At 66.4% G+C, this 19,211-nt stretch carries 11 protein-coding genes; 3 read left to right on the plus strand and 8 right to left on the minus strand.

The window, feature by feature from the left end; all coding sequences use genetic code 11:
- Nucleotides 1–498: 498 nt before the first annotated feature.
- From NOCA_RS00365 to drmA, 6 genes are all read right to left on the minus strand, one after another.
- A complete protein-coding gene (locus NOCA_RS00365; RefSeq protein WP_011751485.1) occupies nt 499–873 on the minus strand; it encodes a hypothetical protein in 375 nt (124 codons plus the stop codon).
- A 380-nt stretch (nt 874–1,253) separates the two neighbouring features.
- Nucleotides 1,254–1,484: a hypothetical protein gene (locus NOCA_RS00370; RefSeq protein WP_140403946.1), complete on the minus strand. Its 231-nt coding sequence runs from the start codon at nt 1,482–1,484 to the stop codon at nt 1,254–1,256.
- A complete protein-coding gene (locus tag NOCA_RS00375; RefSeq protein ID WP_011751487.1) occupies nt 1,484–3,331 on the minus strand; it encodes a DNA cytosine methyltransferase in 1,848 nt (615 codons plus the stop codon). The genes NOCA_RS00370 and NOCA_RS00375 overlap by 1 nt, the downstream gene beginning before the upstream one ends.
- Nucleotides 3,332–3,835: 504 nt before the next feature.
- Entirely contained in the window at nt 3,836–4,156 is a 321-nt protein-coding gene (locus NOCA_RS00380; protein WP_083768027.1) for a thermonuclease family protein, read from the minus strand.
- Nucleotides 4,157–4,219: 63 nt separating this feature from the next.
- Nucleotides 4,220–6,409: a DrmB family protein gene (gene drmB, locus NOCA_RS28085; RefSeq protein ID WP_337998976.1), complete on the minus strand. Its 2,190-nt coding sequence runs from the start codon at nt 6,407–6,409 to the stop codon at nt 4,220–4,222.
- Nucleotides 6,409–10,116 (minus strand): DISARM system helicase DrmA, encoded by a 3,708-nt coding sequence (gene drmA, locus NOCA_RS00390; RefSeq protein WP_011751489.1) that lies wholly within the window; start codon nt 10,114–10,116, stop codon nt 6,409–6,411. Before drmA ends, drmB begins: the two co-directional genes overlap by 1 nt.
- A gap of 100 nt (nt 10,117–10,216) precedes the next feature.
- On the opposite strand from drmA, the gene NOCA_RS00395 reads away from it, so the two are divergent.
- From NOCA_RS00395 to NOCA_RS00405, 3 genes are all read left to right on the plus strand, one after another.
- Nucleotides 10,217–11,095: a hypothetical protein gene (locus NOCA_RS00395; protein WP_011751490.1), complete on the plus strand. Its 879-nt coding sequence runs from the start codon at nt 10,217–10,219 to the stop codon at nt 11,093–11,095.
- Between the two features lie 109 nt (nt 11,096–11,204).
- Complete coding sequence (locus NOCA_RS00400; protein ID WP_011751491.1) at nt 11,205–11,978, plus strand: YfbU family protein; 774 nt, start codon at nt 11,205–11,207, stop codon at nt 11,976–11,978.
- The gene (locus NOCA_RS00405) at nt 11,975–12,769 is read left to right on the plus strand and encodes a hypothetical protein (protein ID WP_011751492.1); all 795 of its coding nucleotides are present in this window, start codon (nt 11,975–11,977) and stop codon (nt 12,767–12,769) included. The genes NOCA_RS00400 and NOCA_RS00405 overlap by 4 nt, the downstream gene beginning before the upstream one ends.
- Nucleotides 12,770–12,798: 29 nt before the next feature.
- On the opposite strand, the gene NOCA_RS00410 is transcribed toward NOCA_RS00405, so the two are convergent.
- Both NOCA_RS00410 and drmD read right to left on the minus strand, forming a co-directional pair.
- Nucleotides 12,799–16,896 carry an Eco57I restriction-modification methylase domain-containing protein gene (locus tag NOCA_RS00410; RefSeq protein WP_011751493.1) on the minus strand — a complete coding sequence of 1,366 codons (4,098 nt, stop codon included), beginning with the start codon at nt 16,894–16,896 and terminating at the stop codon, nt 12,799–12,801.
- Nucleotides 16,896–19,205 carry a DISARM system SNF2-like helicase DrmD gene (drmD, locus tag NOCA_RS00415; protein WP_337998977.1) on the minus strand — a complete coding sequence of 770 codons (2,310 nt, stop codon included), beginning with the start codon at nt 19,203–19,205 and terminating at the stop codon, nt 16,896–16,898. Before drmD ends, NOCA_RS00410 begins: the two co-directional genes overlap by 1 nt.
- Nucleotides 19,206–19,211: the final 6 nt, after the last annotated feature.

Consider the following 19,211-nt stretch of genomic DNA (forward strand, 5'->3'; position numbering starts at 1 on the left):
CATTTGTTCTACTCTGGGAGACATGGCAGGTGGCGGGTACGGACGCGGGTCGGGCATCCCGTTGAAGGACCGCGTTCGAGTCGGCGGTCACCAGGAGCGAGCCGTTCAGCCCTCGCCCTCAGCTGACCCACAGGCCCCGCCCCCGTCCATTAAGCACTGCTGGGTCACCGACCGACACGGACAGCTCCCGGCCCTCCTGATCGGCTGGCGGCAGGTCGAAGGCAGCTGGTCGGGACGAGTAGTCCGCGCGGTGCGCGACCCCGACGGCAACTGGCTCGTTGTCGAGGAGTGGTTACCCGCCGAACTCCTCACCAGCGCGTGAGTGCGCCGGGATGTCCACCAACCCACCGAAGCACGATGCGTGGCGACCGTACGGCCGACGAGCATCCTCGACCACGAGGAGCTCCGCGCGGAGCTCTCTCCGGGGGCTCCGGTCCCCGGCTCATCAACTCCCGTCCACCGCCAGTCAACAATCAGAGTTCATCGGAGGCGGCTCGGTCAGGACTCCCACGCGCCGGGCGACTCGAGCTTTGTGAACCCCGGCTCTCTGGCCGAGTCCAGCTCAGCCCGCCGGATGACGTGGTTCACGGCGCCCTTGGTCACGCCGAGCAGACGCGCGATCGTCAACAGCTGCAGCTTGTGGTGCGTGTGCAGGTAGAGCACCGTCGCGCCCCGCAGCGCGGCGTTGCTCTTCGTGAGCTCGGCGAGATGCTCATGGAGTGCGCTCGTCAGCTGGGCAACGCCTTCGGGACCCCCGTACCGGACCGACCAGCCAGGAGCTGCCTCCGTGGCCGCAGCAAGGAATGCGGCGGGGTCGCGCAGCACCTCCGCGACCACCTCGGGTGGCGCAGCGGTCACGTCGGCGGGCTGCATGGTGCCGACTGTAACGATCTCAGGCTCACCGGTCGGCCTGCACCGTGTAGTCAGGTCGGGAGCATCGCTCGCAGTAGCGCCACATCGTCAGCGTGTCCGAGCCGCACCTGCCGTGGACGGTGGCCAGCAGATGTCCGGCCGCGACGCGGGGCCGACGACCGGCGGCAGTGCCGGGCGGTCCGGGCCCGCTCCCCCGGCCTCGTCGGTCATCGCGTCGATGGCACATGCTGGGCACAGATGCTCGGTCATGGTCATCTCCCAGCCAGCCTCGAGTGCGGCCCGATCGGCGAGCGACGGCGTCCACCAGCCCGTTCCCTCCGGCGCTGCCAGGCCGCAGCGGTCGCACAGCACCACGTAGTGCGCGGTCTCTCGGTAACACATCAGCCGTGCCCCCCATCAGGGTGGCTGTCGTCGACCCATGAGCCGTTCGAGGCCAGCCGGACCATCACGTGGTAGTCGCACATGCGTACGCCGAGCTCGGCGTGCCGATCGCACCCGGGGAAGTCGCAGGTGGCGCCGAGAGGCTTCTGCTCACGCCTCCACGCGGCGCGGGCATCTGCCTCGGGGCACCGAGTGGCCGGGTCCGCGGTGGAGGGCTTCTGGACGCTCATCACGCCGCCACCTCCTCGTCGTGTAGGACCGCACGGAGCCGGCCGCCGATCCACCAGCCGACCTGTGGCGAGACGGCGTTGCCGTACCCGTCGACCTTGTCGCGGGCCGAGCCCCACACCTGGAACGTGCCGGTGTAGTCGGCGAAGTCGACGTCGAAGCCGCAGCCCCGGCCGATCTCGTGGTCGTACATCATCCGGAAGTAGCAGTCCTCGAGGGCGAGGTCCTCGAGGACTTCGTGCCACTCGGCGGTCAGTATCGCGGTGGTGTCGCGCGAGGTGAGCGTCCCGAACGGGTCGGTGACCGGGTGCGGCGCGGTCTCGGTGCCGGTGGAGCCGTTCTGCTTGTACCAGCCCGAGAACAACAGCGCCTGGGCCGGCTCAGCGGTGACAGCGCCCAGCGGGTCCGAGACCGGGTGTGCCCGGTACTTCGCCTCGAGGATCGACCCGTTGTTCTTGATCGTGCCGGCCGCGGTGAGCAGGCCGGGGATCTGGTCGGCCGTCACGGTCGGCATCGCCTCGACGTGCGAGGTGGGCGTCGTGTGCCTGCGGTAGGGCATCACACCGGCCGAGAGCAGCCCCATGGTCTCCGACCCGCCCTGGGTGGGCAGCGGCTCGTCGACCCCGCGCGGGGCGCCCTGGAAGTTGTCGATCGCCATCGCGACCGGCGGCGTGATCAGGCCGGTTCCGTTCGTTGAGGTCTGCGCCGGCAGCGGCTGAGAGAAGTCGCGGGTGCGGCACTGCGAGCCGGGCCACTCGAACGTGTTGCCGGCGGCCGCCATCAGTGCCCCGGTCGAGAGGACCGCGGTCTCCTGCTGACTGGTCTGGGTGGTCATCGGTTGCCAGGGGTGCCGCTCCGAGCCGCGCTGCGACTTCGCCGGCATCAAGACCGCCGGGAACTCGGCGAACCGCTGGCGGCAGCGCTCGGCGCGCGCCATCGTCGCGGCCGCGAGCGGCCTGTCACGATCGCCGATCCGGGTGCCCAGGTTCGACAGGTCGAGCGCGTCGAGCGAGGGCGTGACCGGCGGGATGACCTCGCGGTGGCACGAGGGGCAGCGGTAGTTGTACTGCTTGCCGTACCGCACCGACCCGGTGGCCGGGACGCCGGTCTTCCACGACCACACGGCCTGGACGATGGTCTGGCAGTGGTCGCACCAGGACTCGGGCCGGTGATCCAGGTCGGGGGTGGGGAGCCTCCTATCCCAGAAGACCCAGTAGCCGCGGTCCCGGGACTGGCCGACGCCGAAGAACATCGAGTTGAGGTAGAGGACCTTGTGGTTGTAGCCCAGCTGGTCGAACTGCTTGAGCCACCACCGGTAGGTCGACCCGTCGCCGACCTTCCGCTTGCCGGGAACGAGCTGGCCCCAGGAGTAGAGCTCGGTCGTGCACTCGACGAGGATCAACAGCGGGTGGTGCTGGGCGGCGTAGTGCAGGACGCAGTTGGCGGTGGCCCGGTCACGCTCGGAGCGGGTGACGCGTGCCTCGTACTCGGGGTCCTCGAGGTCGAACAGCGAGAGGCCCTGCTCGTAGGCCTTCTTCGTGTTCGCGGGCGAGTGGTTGACGCAGCTGACGCCGGCGGCGAGCAGGTCGACCGGCGGGAGCTCGCGAACGGAGTGGTAGTCGCTGGAGTCCGGGTCGACCAGGTCCGCGATCCAGTGCTCGACGTGCGGGTGGTTCGCCTCGTGGACCTTGACCTTGTACTCGTTGTGGTTGGCCGCGACGATCGCGGTGAACCCGGCGCGCTCGATGCCCTGGGTCAGGCCGCCAAACCCGGAGAAGAGGTCGCCGGCGATGTACTCGTCGTGCCGGAAGCGGCGTCGACGTGCGGCCGGCCGGTGCTGGGCGGTCATCGGCCCGCTGCTTCCCGGGCGGCACCAGAGTTTGCTGTGCACGGTGAGGCGTGGCGGGGGTCGGTGCTGCCGCACTCACTGCACGCCCACCCGTTCCGGATGCGGGTGCAGGCTAGGCACGGGTTGCGGTGCCGGGCGCGATAGGCCGCGGTTGCGTTGACCGTCTCCCCGCAGTCGGGGCACGGGTACGGGTACGGCCCCTTGCCCCTCACGCGCCTGCCCCTTCCGGGCTCGTGGCGGCCGCGTTCACTGCTGTCCAGTACGGAGCCGAGGTGGACTCCGGCGCCCCGTGCCGACAGGTGCAGGTCCGTGCGCACATCGGAAGGTCCCGGTTCGCGCACTCCCCCGGCCCGTGCTCCTCGACTGCACATCCCTGACAGGTGCTCATCTGACGACCTCCATCGCCTAACGGATGCGGCCACCGCGTCGGTATAGCCTACCTATACGGTATAGCCCCCCTATACCGTTGTAAACCCCTTCGGCCCCATCAGTTCCGGCGTGTCGTCATCCGCATGCCGTCCACATCCCTGCTGAGAGGCCGCGGGCCTCGTCTTCGAGCTGCGTGTAAGTCGAGTGGCGCGAGACCGGGGTCGAGCTCTCGCGGGCGGCCGCGGCCCCGGCGCGGATCTGGGCGGCTCCGATGTCGCGGCCGGAGGCCTGCACGTAGCGCAGCCACCGGCCGTAGGTGTCGACGTCGTCCTGCGTCGGGTCGCTCACGAGCGTGACGTGGGTGCCGGCCGGCAGCCGCTGCTTGAGGTGCCGGGTCGACGGGTAGCCGTAGCACTCCCCCGGTTTGCCGGGGTGCGGGATCTCGGGAGCGCTGATCCTTCTCTAGGCTCTTCCAAGTTGTCGGTCATGCCTGCTTGGAGAGAGCTGTTGCCTGCTGGGTTAGAAGGGTGGACGGTGACGTTCTACGACTTCACTGCGTCCGTGACCACGCCTGACGCTGAGTGTTTGTCGGAGTTCGGCGAGGTGCATGCCCGCGCTGCGGCCAATGGCGCTCGGCACGGGACCCCGGTGTTGATCGGCCCGGGCGGGTGGCCGGACCCGCGGGTCAATCTGTTCTTCCGCACCGGGCCGATGGCCGAGGCCCGCCCAGGAACGTGGCGCCGGTATGCCTACGCCATGGTGGTGTGGCTGGACTACCTGCACGTGGTCGGCTGCGGGTGGGTGGAGGCGACGGCGAGTGACGTGGAAGCGTTCAAGGAGTGGCGGCTGACGTCGCTGGACAATGCCGGGCGGGTGCAGCCGACGAGCTTCGACACGGACCGGTCGGCGTTGAACTGCTTCTATTCGTGGGCCGGCCAACGGTACGGCGTGGCCAATCCGGTCGCTACCGCCGGCGTGGGCCCGCGACGCAGCGTTCCGCCACGCGAGGAGGGGCTGCGTCGCCAATCGGTGGGCCGGGATCCGTTGCGGCCCGCTGGCTCGACGCGCCGGCAGGTCAAGTGGATGCTGCGGTCGGCGTTCGAGCAGTGGCGCAATATCGGGCTGTGTGGCTACGGTTTCGATGGGCTGCGCCGCCCTGGCTGGCGCGGCATCAACGAGGACCGGGATGCGGCGTTCGTCGATGGCCTGTACGGGACGGGCCTGCGGTTGGCGGAGTGGGCCAGCGTCCTCGACGTCGAGATCCCCACACCGGGCGCGGCCCGGTTCGCGCCGGCGCACGTGTCGGCGGCATGCCTCAAGGGCGGCAAGACGGGCCGGACGTATCGGATCCCGCGGAGCGTGCTGCACGCGGTAGCCGCCTACACCGACCCGGCGGAGGGCTCCCGGGCGGAGGTCGTCCGGCGAGCTCAGCGGGCCGGCCGCTACCAGCAGTTGTCCGGCGTCCGGGTCGTGGCCAGCTACCGCGCGCACAGTCGGCGGCTGCTGATCGAGGGCCCGGGCGGGCCGGTGTCCGTCTCGCTGGACGTGCTCGGCCCGGACGAGCGAGGCGGCGAGCTTCTCCTGCCGTTCCTCTTCGGAGTCGGCGGGAGCCAGTACGTCGGCCACGGCCGCGATAATGTCGTCGTCAGTGATGCCGTTCATGTCGATGTTCTTGGCCAACCCCAGTGCACGCATGACGTCGACTTGGCCACCGAACTGCTGGACCTGCTCGACGCCGAGTTCGACGCGGAGCTGGTCGGCGAGCGCCTCCTTCTCCTCGGCGTCGGTGCGTGGCATGACGATGATCGACTGGGTGGAGGCGAACCAGAGGTTCGAGGCACCCATCATGATCAACGCCGGTCGGGCATCGCACTCGGCGTCGAAGGCGTTGAGGTGCGGGTGCCGTCCGCGGCACTTCTGGGGCAGCTTGTCGCGACCGACCCTGCCCTGGGCCTCGGCCATCCCCCGGGTTGCGCCGCACGAGGCGCACAGGATGGTCGAGCCGACGGACTTGCCGACGTTGGCGTCACGCATCTTGAGGTCAGGCAGCTCGGCCTTGGGGCACTTGCCGCCGCGGTGGACCCACAGTGCGTAGGGGAACTCGTCGAGGTGCCCGTTTGTGCAGGTCAACAGGTGCTGTGCTGTGACGGCGGGGCTTTCGCGTTTGCGGCCGGTCGAGCCTGTGCGCTGCCCACCACGTCCGGGGCAGTTCTTGTGGGTGAACTGAGCGAGGTCGGGCCGGAACGGGTGGGTGTTGGTGTAGCTGAACCGCGGCAGCGGCCCGAGGAAGTCGCAGCCGGTGCAGCGGAACCACTGCGGAAACACCCGCGACGGGATGCCGAGGTCGTCACCCTCCTTCGACATGCCGCCCTTCTTCGGCTGCCACGGGAAGGGACGCAATCCGTCGACCTGGGGGCCGAGGTGGAGGCGTACGACATTGAGCAGGCGCGGCTCGATGATGCTCGGGATAAATGGGCGTCGCTTCCAGATCGGCTCCCAGTCATCGAGGCCGGCGGGCATCACCGAGAACCCAGGCAGGTCCATGATGGCGCCGGGACCGTAGGTGTAGAGCAGCGATGAGGGGCGCGCAGAGCCAACCTTGGCGCGGTTCTTGACCACGCCTTCCTCGGCGTCGGCGAGCGGGTCGAGCGCCTCGTTGTGATCGTGCAGCATCTCGTCGGCGCCAGACTCGGGCAACAGGTCGGTCATCAGTCGTCCTCTCCCGTCGGCAGCGTCCACGCAGGCACACCCGCGGGTGTGCGCGCGAACAGTCGCTCGGGCATAGGGCTGACGAGCAGGTTGATCTCTGGCTGCACCTCGCGCATTGAGTTCGCAATGATGAACGGCGCCTCCATCGACCCGCCCACGGATGCCTTCGCGTTCTCGGGGCTGATGATGAGCGGCAGGTACTTGTCGCCTTCGCCTGTGCGTTCATAGACCAGGGTCTTGCTCATTTCCGCGGCACGCTTGGCGCGCTCGGTCCACCGATCGATTCGGTTCACGAGCAAGTCGTTGGCCCGCTTGGTTGCATCGTCGCTCTGCGCGGCTGCGCCGATCCTCGTTTTGAGTCGCTCTGACAGTGCGTCCACTATCGAGCGTTGGTCCTTGATCCGCCACGCGTCGCGCTCGGGTGACAACCCATCTGCGGTGGCTGCCTCGGTCACGCGAGCGACGCTCACCAGCAGACCGTCGATGCCGCGGGCAAGGGACGTTGGCGAGTACGGCGTCACCGACAGCGCTTCAACCTGGGCGTAGAACGTCTCGTGGTAGTGCCGGAATTGCTCGAAATGCGCGAGATCGCGAGGGCGAGCCCAGTTGCCTAGCGCCACCACCAGGCCGGGACGGTCGGACGCGTCGCGGCCCACACGCGAGGACGCCTGGATGTATTCGGCCGTATTCTTCGGCTGCCCGACCACGAGCATAAGACCGAGCCGCTGGACGTCGACACCCACTTGGAGCATCGAGGTCGCAAGCACCACGTCGAAAGGCGACTCGGTGCGGTAGGTGACCTTCTGGTCTGCCTTGCGCGCGGCGAGGCGCGCTTGGAAAGCCTCGGTCGAGTCGAAGGCTGGGTCGAACTCCAAGCCGAGCCGGTCCAAGGTCCGACCGATCTCCGCCGACGCGATCCGCGACGTCAGTTCGGCCGTGTGGAGGTTGCCGAAGGCAGCGCCGTACCGCCGAGGGAACCCGGAATCCTTGGCCGGGTTACCCACTCGGTTCGCAACATCGTCGGCCATGTATCGCGCCATGCCCGCCAGCTCACGGGTGGCATTGAAGTACCCGACCAGCGTCATGTAGGGGTCGGCTGCAGCACCGGCACGATCGAACAGCAACTGTCCGGATGACAACAGCACCTCGGACACACGGATTTCGGCACTCGACAGACGCACTCCCTGAGCACTGACTCCGATGTATCGCCGACCCGGGTTGTGCCTGTCGATCGGCACCTCTTGGGAGAAGAAGGTGTCAGCAACGTCGAGCACCTGCGGGGGAAAGATTTCGACTTGGCGTCCGTACAGTCCTCGCACTTGCTCCTGGGCGTTGCGCACGGTTGCGGTCGAGGCGACGATCAGCGGCTTGACCGGCTTCCCGTCCGGGGTCTCCCACGACGACAGCGTCTCGACCGCGACCTCGAAGAGCCCGACGGCCGTGCCCAGAGCGCCCGTGATGAGGTGCAACTCGTCCTGGATGATCAGATCCGGCGGGCGGAGACGACCCACCGGGCGCACCGTTGCCGCAGGCTGCCCGCCATTCGCTGGGTGGGAACCGACCTGGCAGGGGGCATAGTCGGCATGAACGTATCCGTGGCGACCACACCGCTTGCTTACGTAGCCGAACAGTGCGGCCGCCTCGCCCTCGCGAGCGAGACGTGCGAACTTGTCTACCGTGGCGATCACGAACGCCGGCGTGAGCCGGTAGATCTCCTCGTCGACCGTCAGAACCGGAAGTCCCTCGGAGACCGCTCCGCCCTTGGAGAACGGGCAGCGGGCCAGCTCGTCGCCGCAGTGGACGAACACGCGACGCATCGTGGCATCGGCCTTCACGTGTGCAGCGGTGATCGGCGTACCGCACCAAGGGCAACGCTGGATCTGGAGCACAGTCAGCCGGTGCGAGCCGTATTCGTTCGCCTTCTTCAGTTGCTCGTCCGCTTCCTCGAACCGCTTCGGGCTCACATCGGTTCCAACCCACAGGCCAATGCGGAAGGGCTCGATGCCCCACATCGCTTCATCCTCGCGGCGGGCAAGCTCGGCAGCGCACATCAACGTGGTGGCACGCTGGAACTGTTGGGCTGTCAGCAGGCGCAGGGTGTAGCGCATCAACACCGCGATGCCGTCGCTCCCATCGAGCGGACCGTCGACCGACTCCACGACGCCCTGTCGACGCCGGATCGCAAACGTGTACGCCGCTAGACCCAGGTACGCCTCGGTCTTGCCGCCACCGGTCGGGAAGAACAGCAACTCAACGCGGGACTGGTGCTCAGCGCTCCGGAGCGGCGCGGTCGGATCGGTCAGTGCACCGAGTTGCATGAGGATGAACGCCAACTGGAACGGGCGCCACGAAGCCGCGCCGTGGCCTCGCTCGGCGACCTTGGCCTGCGCCTGGTCGATGGTCACCGACGCATCGGATGCTCGCTCAGCAGCTACCTGTGACGCGACGCGCTGGTCGCGCATCACGCGGTTCATGAACTGGAAGCACCGCAGCGCTTCCGGGTCGGTCGCGACATGCTCCAGACCGGCAACAAGCCGGCCATATGCCTGCCGGGCCTCCCACAAGACCAGCTCGGAGGTCTCCCGCCAGTGGGTAGGGAGCCTCGCCGCTTCGGCCTCCTGCTCATCGAGCCACGTGCCGTAGCCGGTCACGAGCGGCTCCAACCCCGCGCGCAGCCCGTCGGGGCTGACCTTGGAGAGCGCGTCCATCGACAGCAACGCGTCCTTGACCGACCGGGCACGCGTCTGCGGGGTCTCCCCGATCGGCAACCACTTCGTCTCAACCGACGTGGCGCGACGCGAGCCTTCCTTGACCGTCCAGTCCACCGAGCACGTCCGGCCGATCGCGAACTCCAGACGGTTGCGGTACTGGAGGTTGAGGCGCTTAACCTCCTCGTCGTGCTCGGGCCAGTCCTGCTCCAACACGTCACGCACCGGCAGGAAGACCTCGGCGCCGCCGGCGTCGACCAGGAGCTTGGTCTGGAACATCCACATGCTCAATGGGATCGGCATCGGCGTCTCGCGGTCGTTGCACAACGCGATCTCCACCAGCACCCGCCCAAACGTCGGGTCGTCGTACCGGTCGACCCGAAGACATGCATCGTCACGCAGCGCAATCGAGGCAGTCTGCCCGGGCACCAGGTTGGCGAGACGGATCGTGCGACGCTCTTCGACCGGATTCCGCTGGAAGTGGCGGATCGGTCGACCGGCCTTCGACACCTTGTCGGTCTCAACGGACTCGTAGATGCCCCACGACGCCGCCACATCGAACGAGTCCAGGTCCATGGGCACCTGGAACCGAAGCCCCATCGACGCCGGAATCATCAGGCCCTGCTTGGGTGCCCGGTCCTCTGCGTCGTCATCATCAGAGTCCGCCTCGGTGTCATCAGCGGCGTACGCCGGAACCCCACGGCCCTCAGAAAGACCGTCGTCGTCCGTGCGCACCTCGACGAGATCCTGCGCTGTGTCGTCGTCACCGAGAGCCGACGACTTCGCACCCGTCAGCTTCACCGGGGCGATGTGGCCGACGAGGTACTGCGACCTCGGGCTGAACGGAAGCAACTCCTCCGGCCCGTTGATCGGGCCGAGCAGCTCGCGCTCCAAGATGTCGACGACGTTCTCGCGCACCGCAAACGACGATCCGTCCAAGTCGAAGTTCAACTCGTACGTCGCCTGCGGCCCGACCGTCTCACTGGTTGCTTCAGTCACAGTGAGCCAGTCTGCCGTAGAGGTCCGACAACACGGGCGCGGCGGGTTCGTTTTCCAGCCGGTGTAAGCAACCCCCTGATGCGGTTGGGAGAATGGCAGCATGTCGAGCTTCTCCTTCCACTCGGACCGGATTCATGGACCTGCGCCACGGGTCAAGGAGTCCGTGCCAGACGAGACCCTCCAGGGACTGGAGTCACTCGTCCGTCGTCGGATCGACAATCACTGGCTTGCTGGCGAGTTCGGGGACCAGTGCCCCGACGGGTACGGAGTCGCCGGAACGGACCATCGGGCACTGGGCGACGAGATCAACGCCCTCATCCCCGGAATCGATTGGCCTGGATGGGCAACCTCGAGAGACCAGGACACGGTGTTTGATCTTGTGGAGTACGTCGCCGCGCACATCGCCTACCCATCGCAGGGCCACTTCCACGACTACTTTCGCCATCACGAGTTGTCGTTCGATCAGGCCGAGGGTCAGCGCCGATTCAGGGAAGATGTAAACCGTCTCTTTGCCCGCGCGGGCACGGTGTTTGAGTTAGCACCGAGCCTCCGTATCGAACGCCGAGGGGCTCCGGAAACACAGCATGCCCTCGATGACCTTCGTCCCTCCACGGGCGACGCCACCCTCGACAACCTGATCGAGGCGGGGAGAAGAGGCTACCTGTCGCGCCGGCCGGAGGAACGCGAGACCGCTGTCGAGAAGTTGTGGGACGCGTTTGAGCGGCTCAAGACGATCGATGATCCGGCGGACAAGAAGCGAAGCGTCACCGTGCTTCTCAGCCACATCGCGGACCGAGCATGGCGGGAGGTCATCGAGGCGGAGATGCGCTCGATGACGAGCCTCGGCAATAGCTTCAGGATTCGCCACTCCGAAGTGGGTAAGCACGAGGTGCCTACAAAAGCCCTCGACTACGTGACGGCGAGGATGGCGAACCTCCTAGTTCAGCTCCTGGGAGCAAGCGGCCGGCTGTCGCAATGAATGACCGCTAGGGGTCCGACACCCCGGGAGCGACTGGAGTCATCACAGCCGGTCAAGGTGGTAGCGTATGACGTAATACGCATCACCATACGCACTACGTAGGTGAATAATGGCGACGATCACGCTCAGGATTGACGACCCGACCCGGGACCAACTTCAGTCAATGGCCGATGGGCGGGGAGTCAGCGTTAGCGAGCTTCTTCGGTCGGCGATCGATGGCCTCTTCGACCGCGATGACCGAGAGTCACCGCGACGCTCTGTCGTACCGGAGAGCCTCAGCGCCGTGGACCGCAGGCAGTTGGCATTGCTGCATCGAATCCTCGCGCGCCTCGTCGAGGACCAGACGGAAGACGAGCGTCTCGGACACGATGGGGACACGAAGTACCAGCTCGACCGAGCCGAGGCGCTCGAAGAGGGCTGGACGATCGAGTACGACACCGAGTTCCACGGAATGGAGCCCGAGCTCTCCCGGCGCGACTGCGGGCTGGTAATGGACATCCTCGACATGTTCCGCGTCATGAAGCACAGCATCGAGGCCGCGACCGAGCCGATCCCCAAGGACATCGCGACGATGCTCTCGTTCTCCGGGTTCGACCTGAACGACGACTTCGAGAGTCGGCTTCTCGGTTATGCGCGGTCCCTCATCGCCGACGGTAAGTGGCAGGAACTCTCCGACGTCTTCTCCGATAAAAAGGACCGCGGCAACTCCCACGAGCCGCTCCTGGGTGCCTACCGGAGGATGCTCGGTGCCTACGAGCCGATCTGGCGTGGCATCGTTCGACGCGATGGCCGGAAGGGATACCTCCTCGCTGTACACGAGCTTCAGCAGGTTGCCGCCGCAGCCGTCCACCCGGAGAACCGAGCGAGACGAGCGGGACGTTGAATGTTGACGAGGGGTGTCTGATCTGCGGAACTACCGACGAACTCACGGTCGAGCACATCATCCCGCAGACTCTCTGGAAGAGGTTCGGTCTCGACCCTGACCACGACGACCTCGCTCGCTACCGCACGACTCTCTGCCAAACCCACAACCAGGCGACGAGTGCACTCCATCGACGTTCAGAAGCGATCCGACTGATCGCCACCGGGGAACCGGTGACAACGAAGACCCTTACCCACCTCGCTGACTGGGCCACGTGGGTCACCCTGCTTCTCGGGCTCGCCAATAGCCACGGAGTGCTGCGCCCCGAAGAGGCCCGCCGTCTGCTGGCCGATCGCTTCGACGGACGCGCCGGTGGCCTCCCAGGAGGGATTCGCGTCTATGTCGCGCGGGTGTCGGAGTACGTCGAGCGCACCGACTTCGTGTCGCACATGGTCGGTGCCGAACACGACGGTGGCATAGTCCTCGATCACGCCGGGCTACCGGTCGGGTTCAGTGCGCCCGCCGGCCCGATCACAGCCTCCGAGGCGATCGGGCTCGGCAAGGTTGCCATCCTCGTGCTTTCGCGAACATTTTCGTCAGGCCCCAACCACTGCGTGCGGTTGGACCAGGCGGCCAGTTCGGTCGGCCTTGAACTCATCCATCCGCTCGAGCGCGACAGACCGGAGATCGTTCCGCGGGCGATCGACATGAAGGCTGTCTCCGAAGTGTTCATGCCACCCCTCTTTGGCGACGACACATCACTGCTGCCCGCAGCCGTGCGCGGCATGGTCGAACTCCTCGTCTCCGAGTGATCGCCGTGTAACGGCGGCAGGGCCGGTAACTACTCGTCGACGCTGTCCGCGAAGAGGCTGGCCTGGCTTTCATCTGCCACTGCGGGCGGCTGACCCTTCGTCTTGTCGCTCGTAGACTCCGCCGCCGCGCGCTTGTGGTTCTCCTCCAGGAGACGGTCGAGGATCTCGACGCGTGCTGGAGGTGAGGCCGTCCAGCGCTCGACCTGGCGGTAGGTATGGAAGCCGTGGCGGAGAGGGACGTCCCCCCAGCCGTACGCCGCCATCATCGCCTCGTCCACCTCGACATGGATCTCGCGCATGCGCGTGACATCCACATCAGCTTGAAGCTCCGGGTCGTTCACCAGGTTGTAGAGCTTCGTCAGGCCGAGGTCGCGGCGGAGCATGATCTCCCGCCGTTCCTCGTCCAGGGTTCTTCCTACGGACTCAAGGCGGACTGTCGGCTTCGGGCGGGGGAATGTATCGAACGCATCGGATTGCGTGTAGATGATTCGAGTTTCGAAGGACGACCCGTTCTTGATCACCCATGACAGATGCAAGCTCGACGAGAGGACAGCCTGCGTCGAATACGAGTCGGTCATGAACGCAACGATGCCGTCGTTGATCACCTGTCCCGTTGGCACCCGCACAACAACAGCGTGCTTGCTGATGCGGGTGACAGCCAGTACCTCGTCAAGGTTGGCGATCGCCTTTCGCATAGCTGGCCGCTTCTCGGCGTACTGCCACCACCTCTCGGGCAACGGCTTCCTCAGCGCGAACTCGCCATTCGGCTTCATTCTCTGCCGTTCGGGACGCACCCGCTCCGCGACTCGTTCATACGGCAATGGGAACTTGCGAGCACGCTCCTCGGGCCAGTCGTTAAAGTCGATCGCCCAGCGTGATCCAGAACCGTCTGGCCGCTGATTGAGGTCTTCGCCGTTCAGATAGGGAAACAAGACTTCGGCGTTCTGGGGATCCTCGGCAATCCAACGCATCGCCTCCTCGGGGTCAAGCACGAACCCCATGCCAAGCACGATGCATCCCTGGAACGCGATCCCGGCATTCTCAATCAAGCGCATCGGGCTTCCCTCGGCACGCCCAGCTGGCTCAAGCAGCGTGCTGATGCGGCGTACCGGAATGCCATCTGCAATGCGAGGCACGGTTTCCGGTACGGAGGCGATAGTCCCCCAGACGGCGGCATATTCCAGGTTCGCACTCGACGCAGGCCAAGAGCGCGACTGGATTGCCCGTGTGATCGTGAAGCCGCGGGCGACCATGGCGTCCAGACCAACTGCACGACTATCACCTTGCGCAACCGTGTTGGTGGCGATTAGGCCCAGTCCACCGCCGTGCGAGAGCAGGCCGACAGCCCGGAGGAAGAAGTAGGCGACAAGGTCCGCACTCCCCCGACGACCATCGGCTAGGACATCCACCAACCAATCGCGAACGGGCGTGCCCATCGCCCCAGAAAGCTTTTGGCCACCGAGGAACGGTGGGTTTCCGACCACCGCGTCGAAACCGCCATTCTCGACCAACACATCGGGCGCCTCGAGGATCCAATGCAGAGGCTGCCATCGCTCATAGTCGGTAGGAACGGTCGGCACCAGCCCTGCATCAATGACAGCCGTAAGGAACGACGAGTCCCCTGCGCCATCCTCCGGGTACGCGGCACGGACGGCAATACGCAGATTCTCGTAGGCCTCGTCTAGGGCCTTCCCGGACTTGCCGCCATAGGGCAGCCCCGCAGCCACGATGCCGTCCGCGAGTTTGCGGAGATCTGAGGTGATCTCACGCAATCGTCGGAGCTGACGACGCTTGGCCGCGCTCGTCCGATTCGGGTCAGCCTCATCGATCTCGCTCAGGAGTCGGCGTCGCAACTCAACAATCCGCTGGATGATCGCGTTCACGTCGATGAGCTGGCCGTGGAACGTTTCGTCGGCACGTGCGTTCTTCGGGTCGATGTGCATGCGTCGGAGTTGATCCAGGCTCGTCAGCCCGAGGAGCGAGTTTCCCAGGAAGACCTTGTCGTCGACGAATGAGAACGGCAGGTCGCGGTCCAACGAGACCAGCCAGAGCGAGAGCTTGCACATCTCGACTGCCATGCCGTTGATGTCGGCGCCATAGAGGCAGTTGGCGACGACCTGTCGGACTGCTCGAGTGTGAAGGTCTTTACGTCCTGCGTTGACCGGGTCTTCGGAGATCCACGCTTCGACTAGGCGATCGGCGAGGTAGCGGGCGGCGGCGACGAGGAAGGCTCCCGAGCCGCAGGCGATGTCGGCGACCTTGAGGTCGAGCAACTCATCGGAGGACTTGAGCTTCCACTCAGTCTCGTCCGCCGTCTGGTGCGGGCCAGGCGAGTAGCAGAGCGGCTGGAGTGCGTGCAGGACGACTTCCTCAGCCAGTGACTTGGGCGTGTAGTGGGCGCCGGCGTTCTTCCGCGACGGCGTCTCTTTGACCATCAGGCCACCGGGCAGGACGACGAAGGGGCGCTTGCGCAGGTCGAGCCGGACGAGGCCGAGCCACGGCAGGACGCGGTCCCTCAGCTCAGGGTCATCGCCGACCGCTTGGGTGAGGGCGCTGAGCACACTCGGGTCGACGGCGGCACCGATCGCCTTGGCAATCGCTGCCGCAGACGACGCCCTCGCCGAAGGTTGGACTTCCTCGATCCACGAGCGGATCGCGGCAGCGAGCTTCTTGGCGTCGGGGTTGGCCTCGGCGAGTTCTTCGAGGATTACCAGCGGAATCTCTGGCTCGACTCCGGTGGTGCCCTTCAGCCCGACATAAGTCTCCCCAACTTTGGCAGCGGTGTAGCCGAGCAGACCCTCGTAGATGTAGCCGATCTGCTCGACGTCGATGTCCCGGAAGGAAATGCGCCGAGCTTCACCCTTGATGTCGGCGATCTGGACCGACCGCAGCACATGCAGCATGACCCGGTCTGAGACGGTCACCGCGAGAGTGCCCCCCTCGTTGGTGGCCGTCAGGAACGGAAACCGCCCGGGCTCGAACAGGGAACCGCCGTAGGCGGGCATGCGCAAGCTCTCGAAGGAAGCGCCGCTGAACAGGGCTTGGCTGGTGGCCAGAAGTCGATGCCAGGTTAGGGAGGTGGCGTCGAGAGCCTCTTCGCTATCTTCGGTCTCACGGGCGATGAGGCGGTCGAGTTCGCGGGCGATGCCGTAGCCCTGGTCGAAGAGCTCGCCCGACGGCAGCAGTCCTCGCTCCTCGGCGAAAAGGAGGAATACTGCGCGCATCATCACGGTGACAGCGGCTTCGTACGTGGCGTGTGTCAGGGTCGGGAGCGGGTCCGGCAGGCCGCGTCTGCTGGCGTCGGCGGCGGACTCGGAGAACGACTGGATGAGCAGTTCGACTGCGCTGCGCACCTGTGACCCGAGGGCTTCGGTGATCTCCTCGGCCGCGGCGACCGATTCCTCAAACAGCACCGGGATCCGCTCGGCTGGGTCGCCGCCGATGATGTGCTGGCGTCCGATCAGGGCGAGGAAGGCGTCGCGGGTGCGGGGCTCCTCGATCCAGGTCAGGGCGTCGACCACACCGGAGGCGGCCATCGCGCCGTCGCGGGCGCAGACCAAGCCCCACCAGCGTCCGTCGGTGACGATGCCGAGCTGGATCCTGTTCTCGCGTAGTAGCGCCTCGGTGCGGTCGACGGGCGTTGCGGCCCACAGGTCGTTGGGCGTCTGGCGCAGGGAGTCGGTCGGGTCAATGACATGCACGAGCGCGCCGATCCCGTCGGCGCCGCCAAGTGAGGCCTGGGCTGTGACCGTGACGGCGTGGTTGGGCGATCGAGCCTGGACGCCGGGCAATTCGCCCCACGACAAGGATTCGGCCCAGCCCGCGACGTCGCGCAGGACTGTCTCGACCCACTTGTCGCGGGCGACGCGGTAGGCGTCGAGGACGGCGTCGTTGTCGGGAGCGCGGTCGAGCTTCTCCCATGCCGCCTCGAATTCCTTACGGGCATCGGCCAGCGCTCCTTTACGGTCGTCGCTGAGGCTGGGCATGCCTTGCGGCCAGACCCGCTTGAGCGGCGGGATCGCGAGGAAGGGGCCTTCGGTGTCGACGAGTTCAAGCCAGGCGCGGTGCAGTTCGGTCGCGCTCGGAGCGATGAACCCGGCTCGGGCTCGGGTGGTGGCGCGGGCCATCAGTCGATCCACCCGTCGGCGTCGGAGCGGGTCAGCGCAAACACGACCGCTGCGGCAGTGGTGTGTGGCTTCACCCCGGCATACCGGTCGGTGATGGCGGCGATCTCGCGTGCTTCTTCGTCGTCAAGCTCTTCGAGACGCCGGGTCATCGCCTCGACGTCACGCCTCCACTGGCGCTGCTGGTCGGGGTCGGAGAACAACTGCCCTTGGGCCTCGTCTTCGGCGGCCTTGAGCGCCGCGAGCGACTCGCGGAGGTTGGTGCGGAAGGCGGCGAAGATCTCGTGGGCGCGTTGGGTGTCGGCCTCTTGCCGCTTGGTGAGCTGTTCCATGACGAGCTCGTGGCGACGTCCTGCGCGAGCCTGCATCGACTCTTCCAAGCGAAGTCGCAGCGGTGCGTCGGGCACGTTCCATAGGTCGCAGAGTTGGTCGCGCACCTGCGAGTCGGCCAGTGCCAGCCGCTCGCGGTCGAGTGCGTCGTCGAGCGCGGCCTCGGCCTTTTCCTCGGCCATCGCACGGCGTCCCCTCACACGAACGCCGGCGAGGAACACTTCTTCGTGGAGGCGGATGCCGCCTCGCCCAACGAGGACCATGCGGGTGACGGCCGCGACGAAGGACTCCTCCAGGTCATCGACCACAACGGCAGTGACGCGACTTAGTGGCGAATCGACGCTCCAAAGGGATCGGCGCAGCAGGCGCTGCGCCTTCTGGACGATCGGGTGCCCGAGGTGAACGTAAACAAGATCGTCGCGGCCCTCGGCTGCGTTGGCGTCAAACGTGATCGGGCGTTGCACACCGGGCTTGAGTCGAGTGTCGAGCCCTCGCAGCGTGTCATGCCAGCCCGTGGTCAGGGTCGGGAGGTCGTACACCTCGGCGTCGGTGTCTTGGGCGAACTTGTGGTTGGGCACGAGCGGGGACTGGTGGTTGATCCGCAGGGCGGTGTCGACCACGCGACGAAGGTTGGCGGGGTCGAGGTGCATCTCGGTGCGGGAGGCGTCGTACCCCACCTCCAACTGGGTCAGCCGAGTGTTCAGCTCCAACCCGCCGGCAAGCGCGGCGTTGATGACCTCGTTGGTGTCGACTCCCTTGGCCTTCGCCTTGGCAGGGGTGCGGCGGGCGAAGTGCGTCTGGATCTCCTCGCCGACGACTTGGTTGGCCGAGCCGAGGTCGTATTGGACCTGGGCAATCTTGCGGGCGATGCGCGACATGAAGTCCACGTCCGCCGCATAGGTAGAGGCGCCTGCGACGGGGACGAAGTGGAAGACCTGGGGTTCATCGGTCTGGCCGTAGCGGTCGATGCGGCCGATGCGCTGCTCCAACCGGGACGGGTTGAACGGGATGTCGAAGTTCACCAGCCGATGGCAGTGGGTCTGGAGGTCAATGCCCTCACCGGCGGCGTCGGTGGCGAGCAGGACGCGGACCAGCTCCTTGGCCGGATCGGCGGTGAACTGCGAGCGAATGTATTCGCGGTCCTCAGGCTTGGTCGAGCCCTGGATCACGGCCAGTCGGTCCTCGACGTAGCCGCGCTGGCGCAGGACGCGGGTAAGCCAGTCGACGGTGTGGGCGTACTCGGTGAAGATCACGACGCGCTCGTTGGACCAGCTCTTGCCGTCCGGGCGGCACACCGCGTCGAGGAATCCGATGAGGCGGTCGAGGCGGGAGTCGGCGCGGCTCTCGTAGCTCAACCCCCACTCCATAAGTGATTCGAGCTGGCCGGGCTCCGCGGCGACCAACGGGTCAGAGCCCTTGGACTCGCGGAGTCGCTCGGCCTCGTCCTGCTCCCACAGGCCTTCTTCCTCGTCGGCCTGACCCTCACCGAAGACGTCGTCGTAGTCGTCCTCGGACAGGCCACGCCCGGCCCTCGAGGACAAGTAGTGGCTCAGGGTCATGCCGAACGCGAAGGGGCTGGACAAGAACCTCTTCTTCAACAACATCGTCACGATGTCGCCGGTCGGCTTGGTGCCGTTCTGCTTGGCGCTCTTGGTAACGATCTCGTCCAGCAGAGAGAACTTCTCCTGCTCACTGTCCGACGGGGTGAAGTCGAGGGCGTCGACCTTGCGCTTCTTGAAGCCCTTGCCGGACAGGTCGGTCTTGAGCCGTCGGACGGTGACGTCCTTGAGTGCCTTGGAGTCCAGCAGCGCGCCACGGGAGAATCGGCGCGGGTCGATCATCTCCATCAGCGCGGTGAACGACTCGGGGTGGCCGTTGTGAGGAGTCGCGCTTAGCCTCGATCCGTGGAACCACGGGGGGTGAGCGGCGTCGGTGCGGCGCGGCGGACGTAGAAGTGCCTTCTGGGGCAGAAGAATCGGAATTGTCTA

This window comes from Nocardioides sp. JS614 (assembly GCF_000015265.1).
Classification (GTDB): domain Bacteria; phylum Actinomycetota; class Actinomycetes; order Propionibacteriales; family Nocardioidaceae; genus Nocardioides.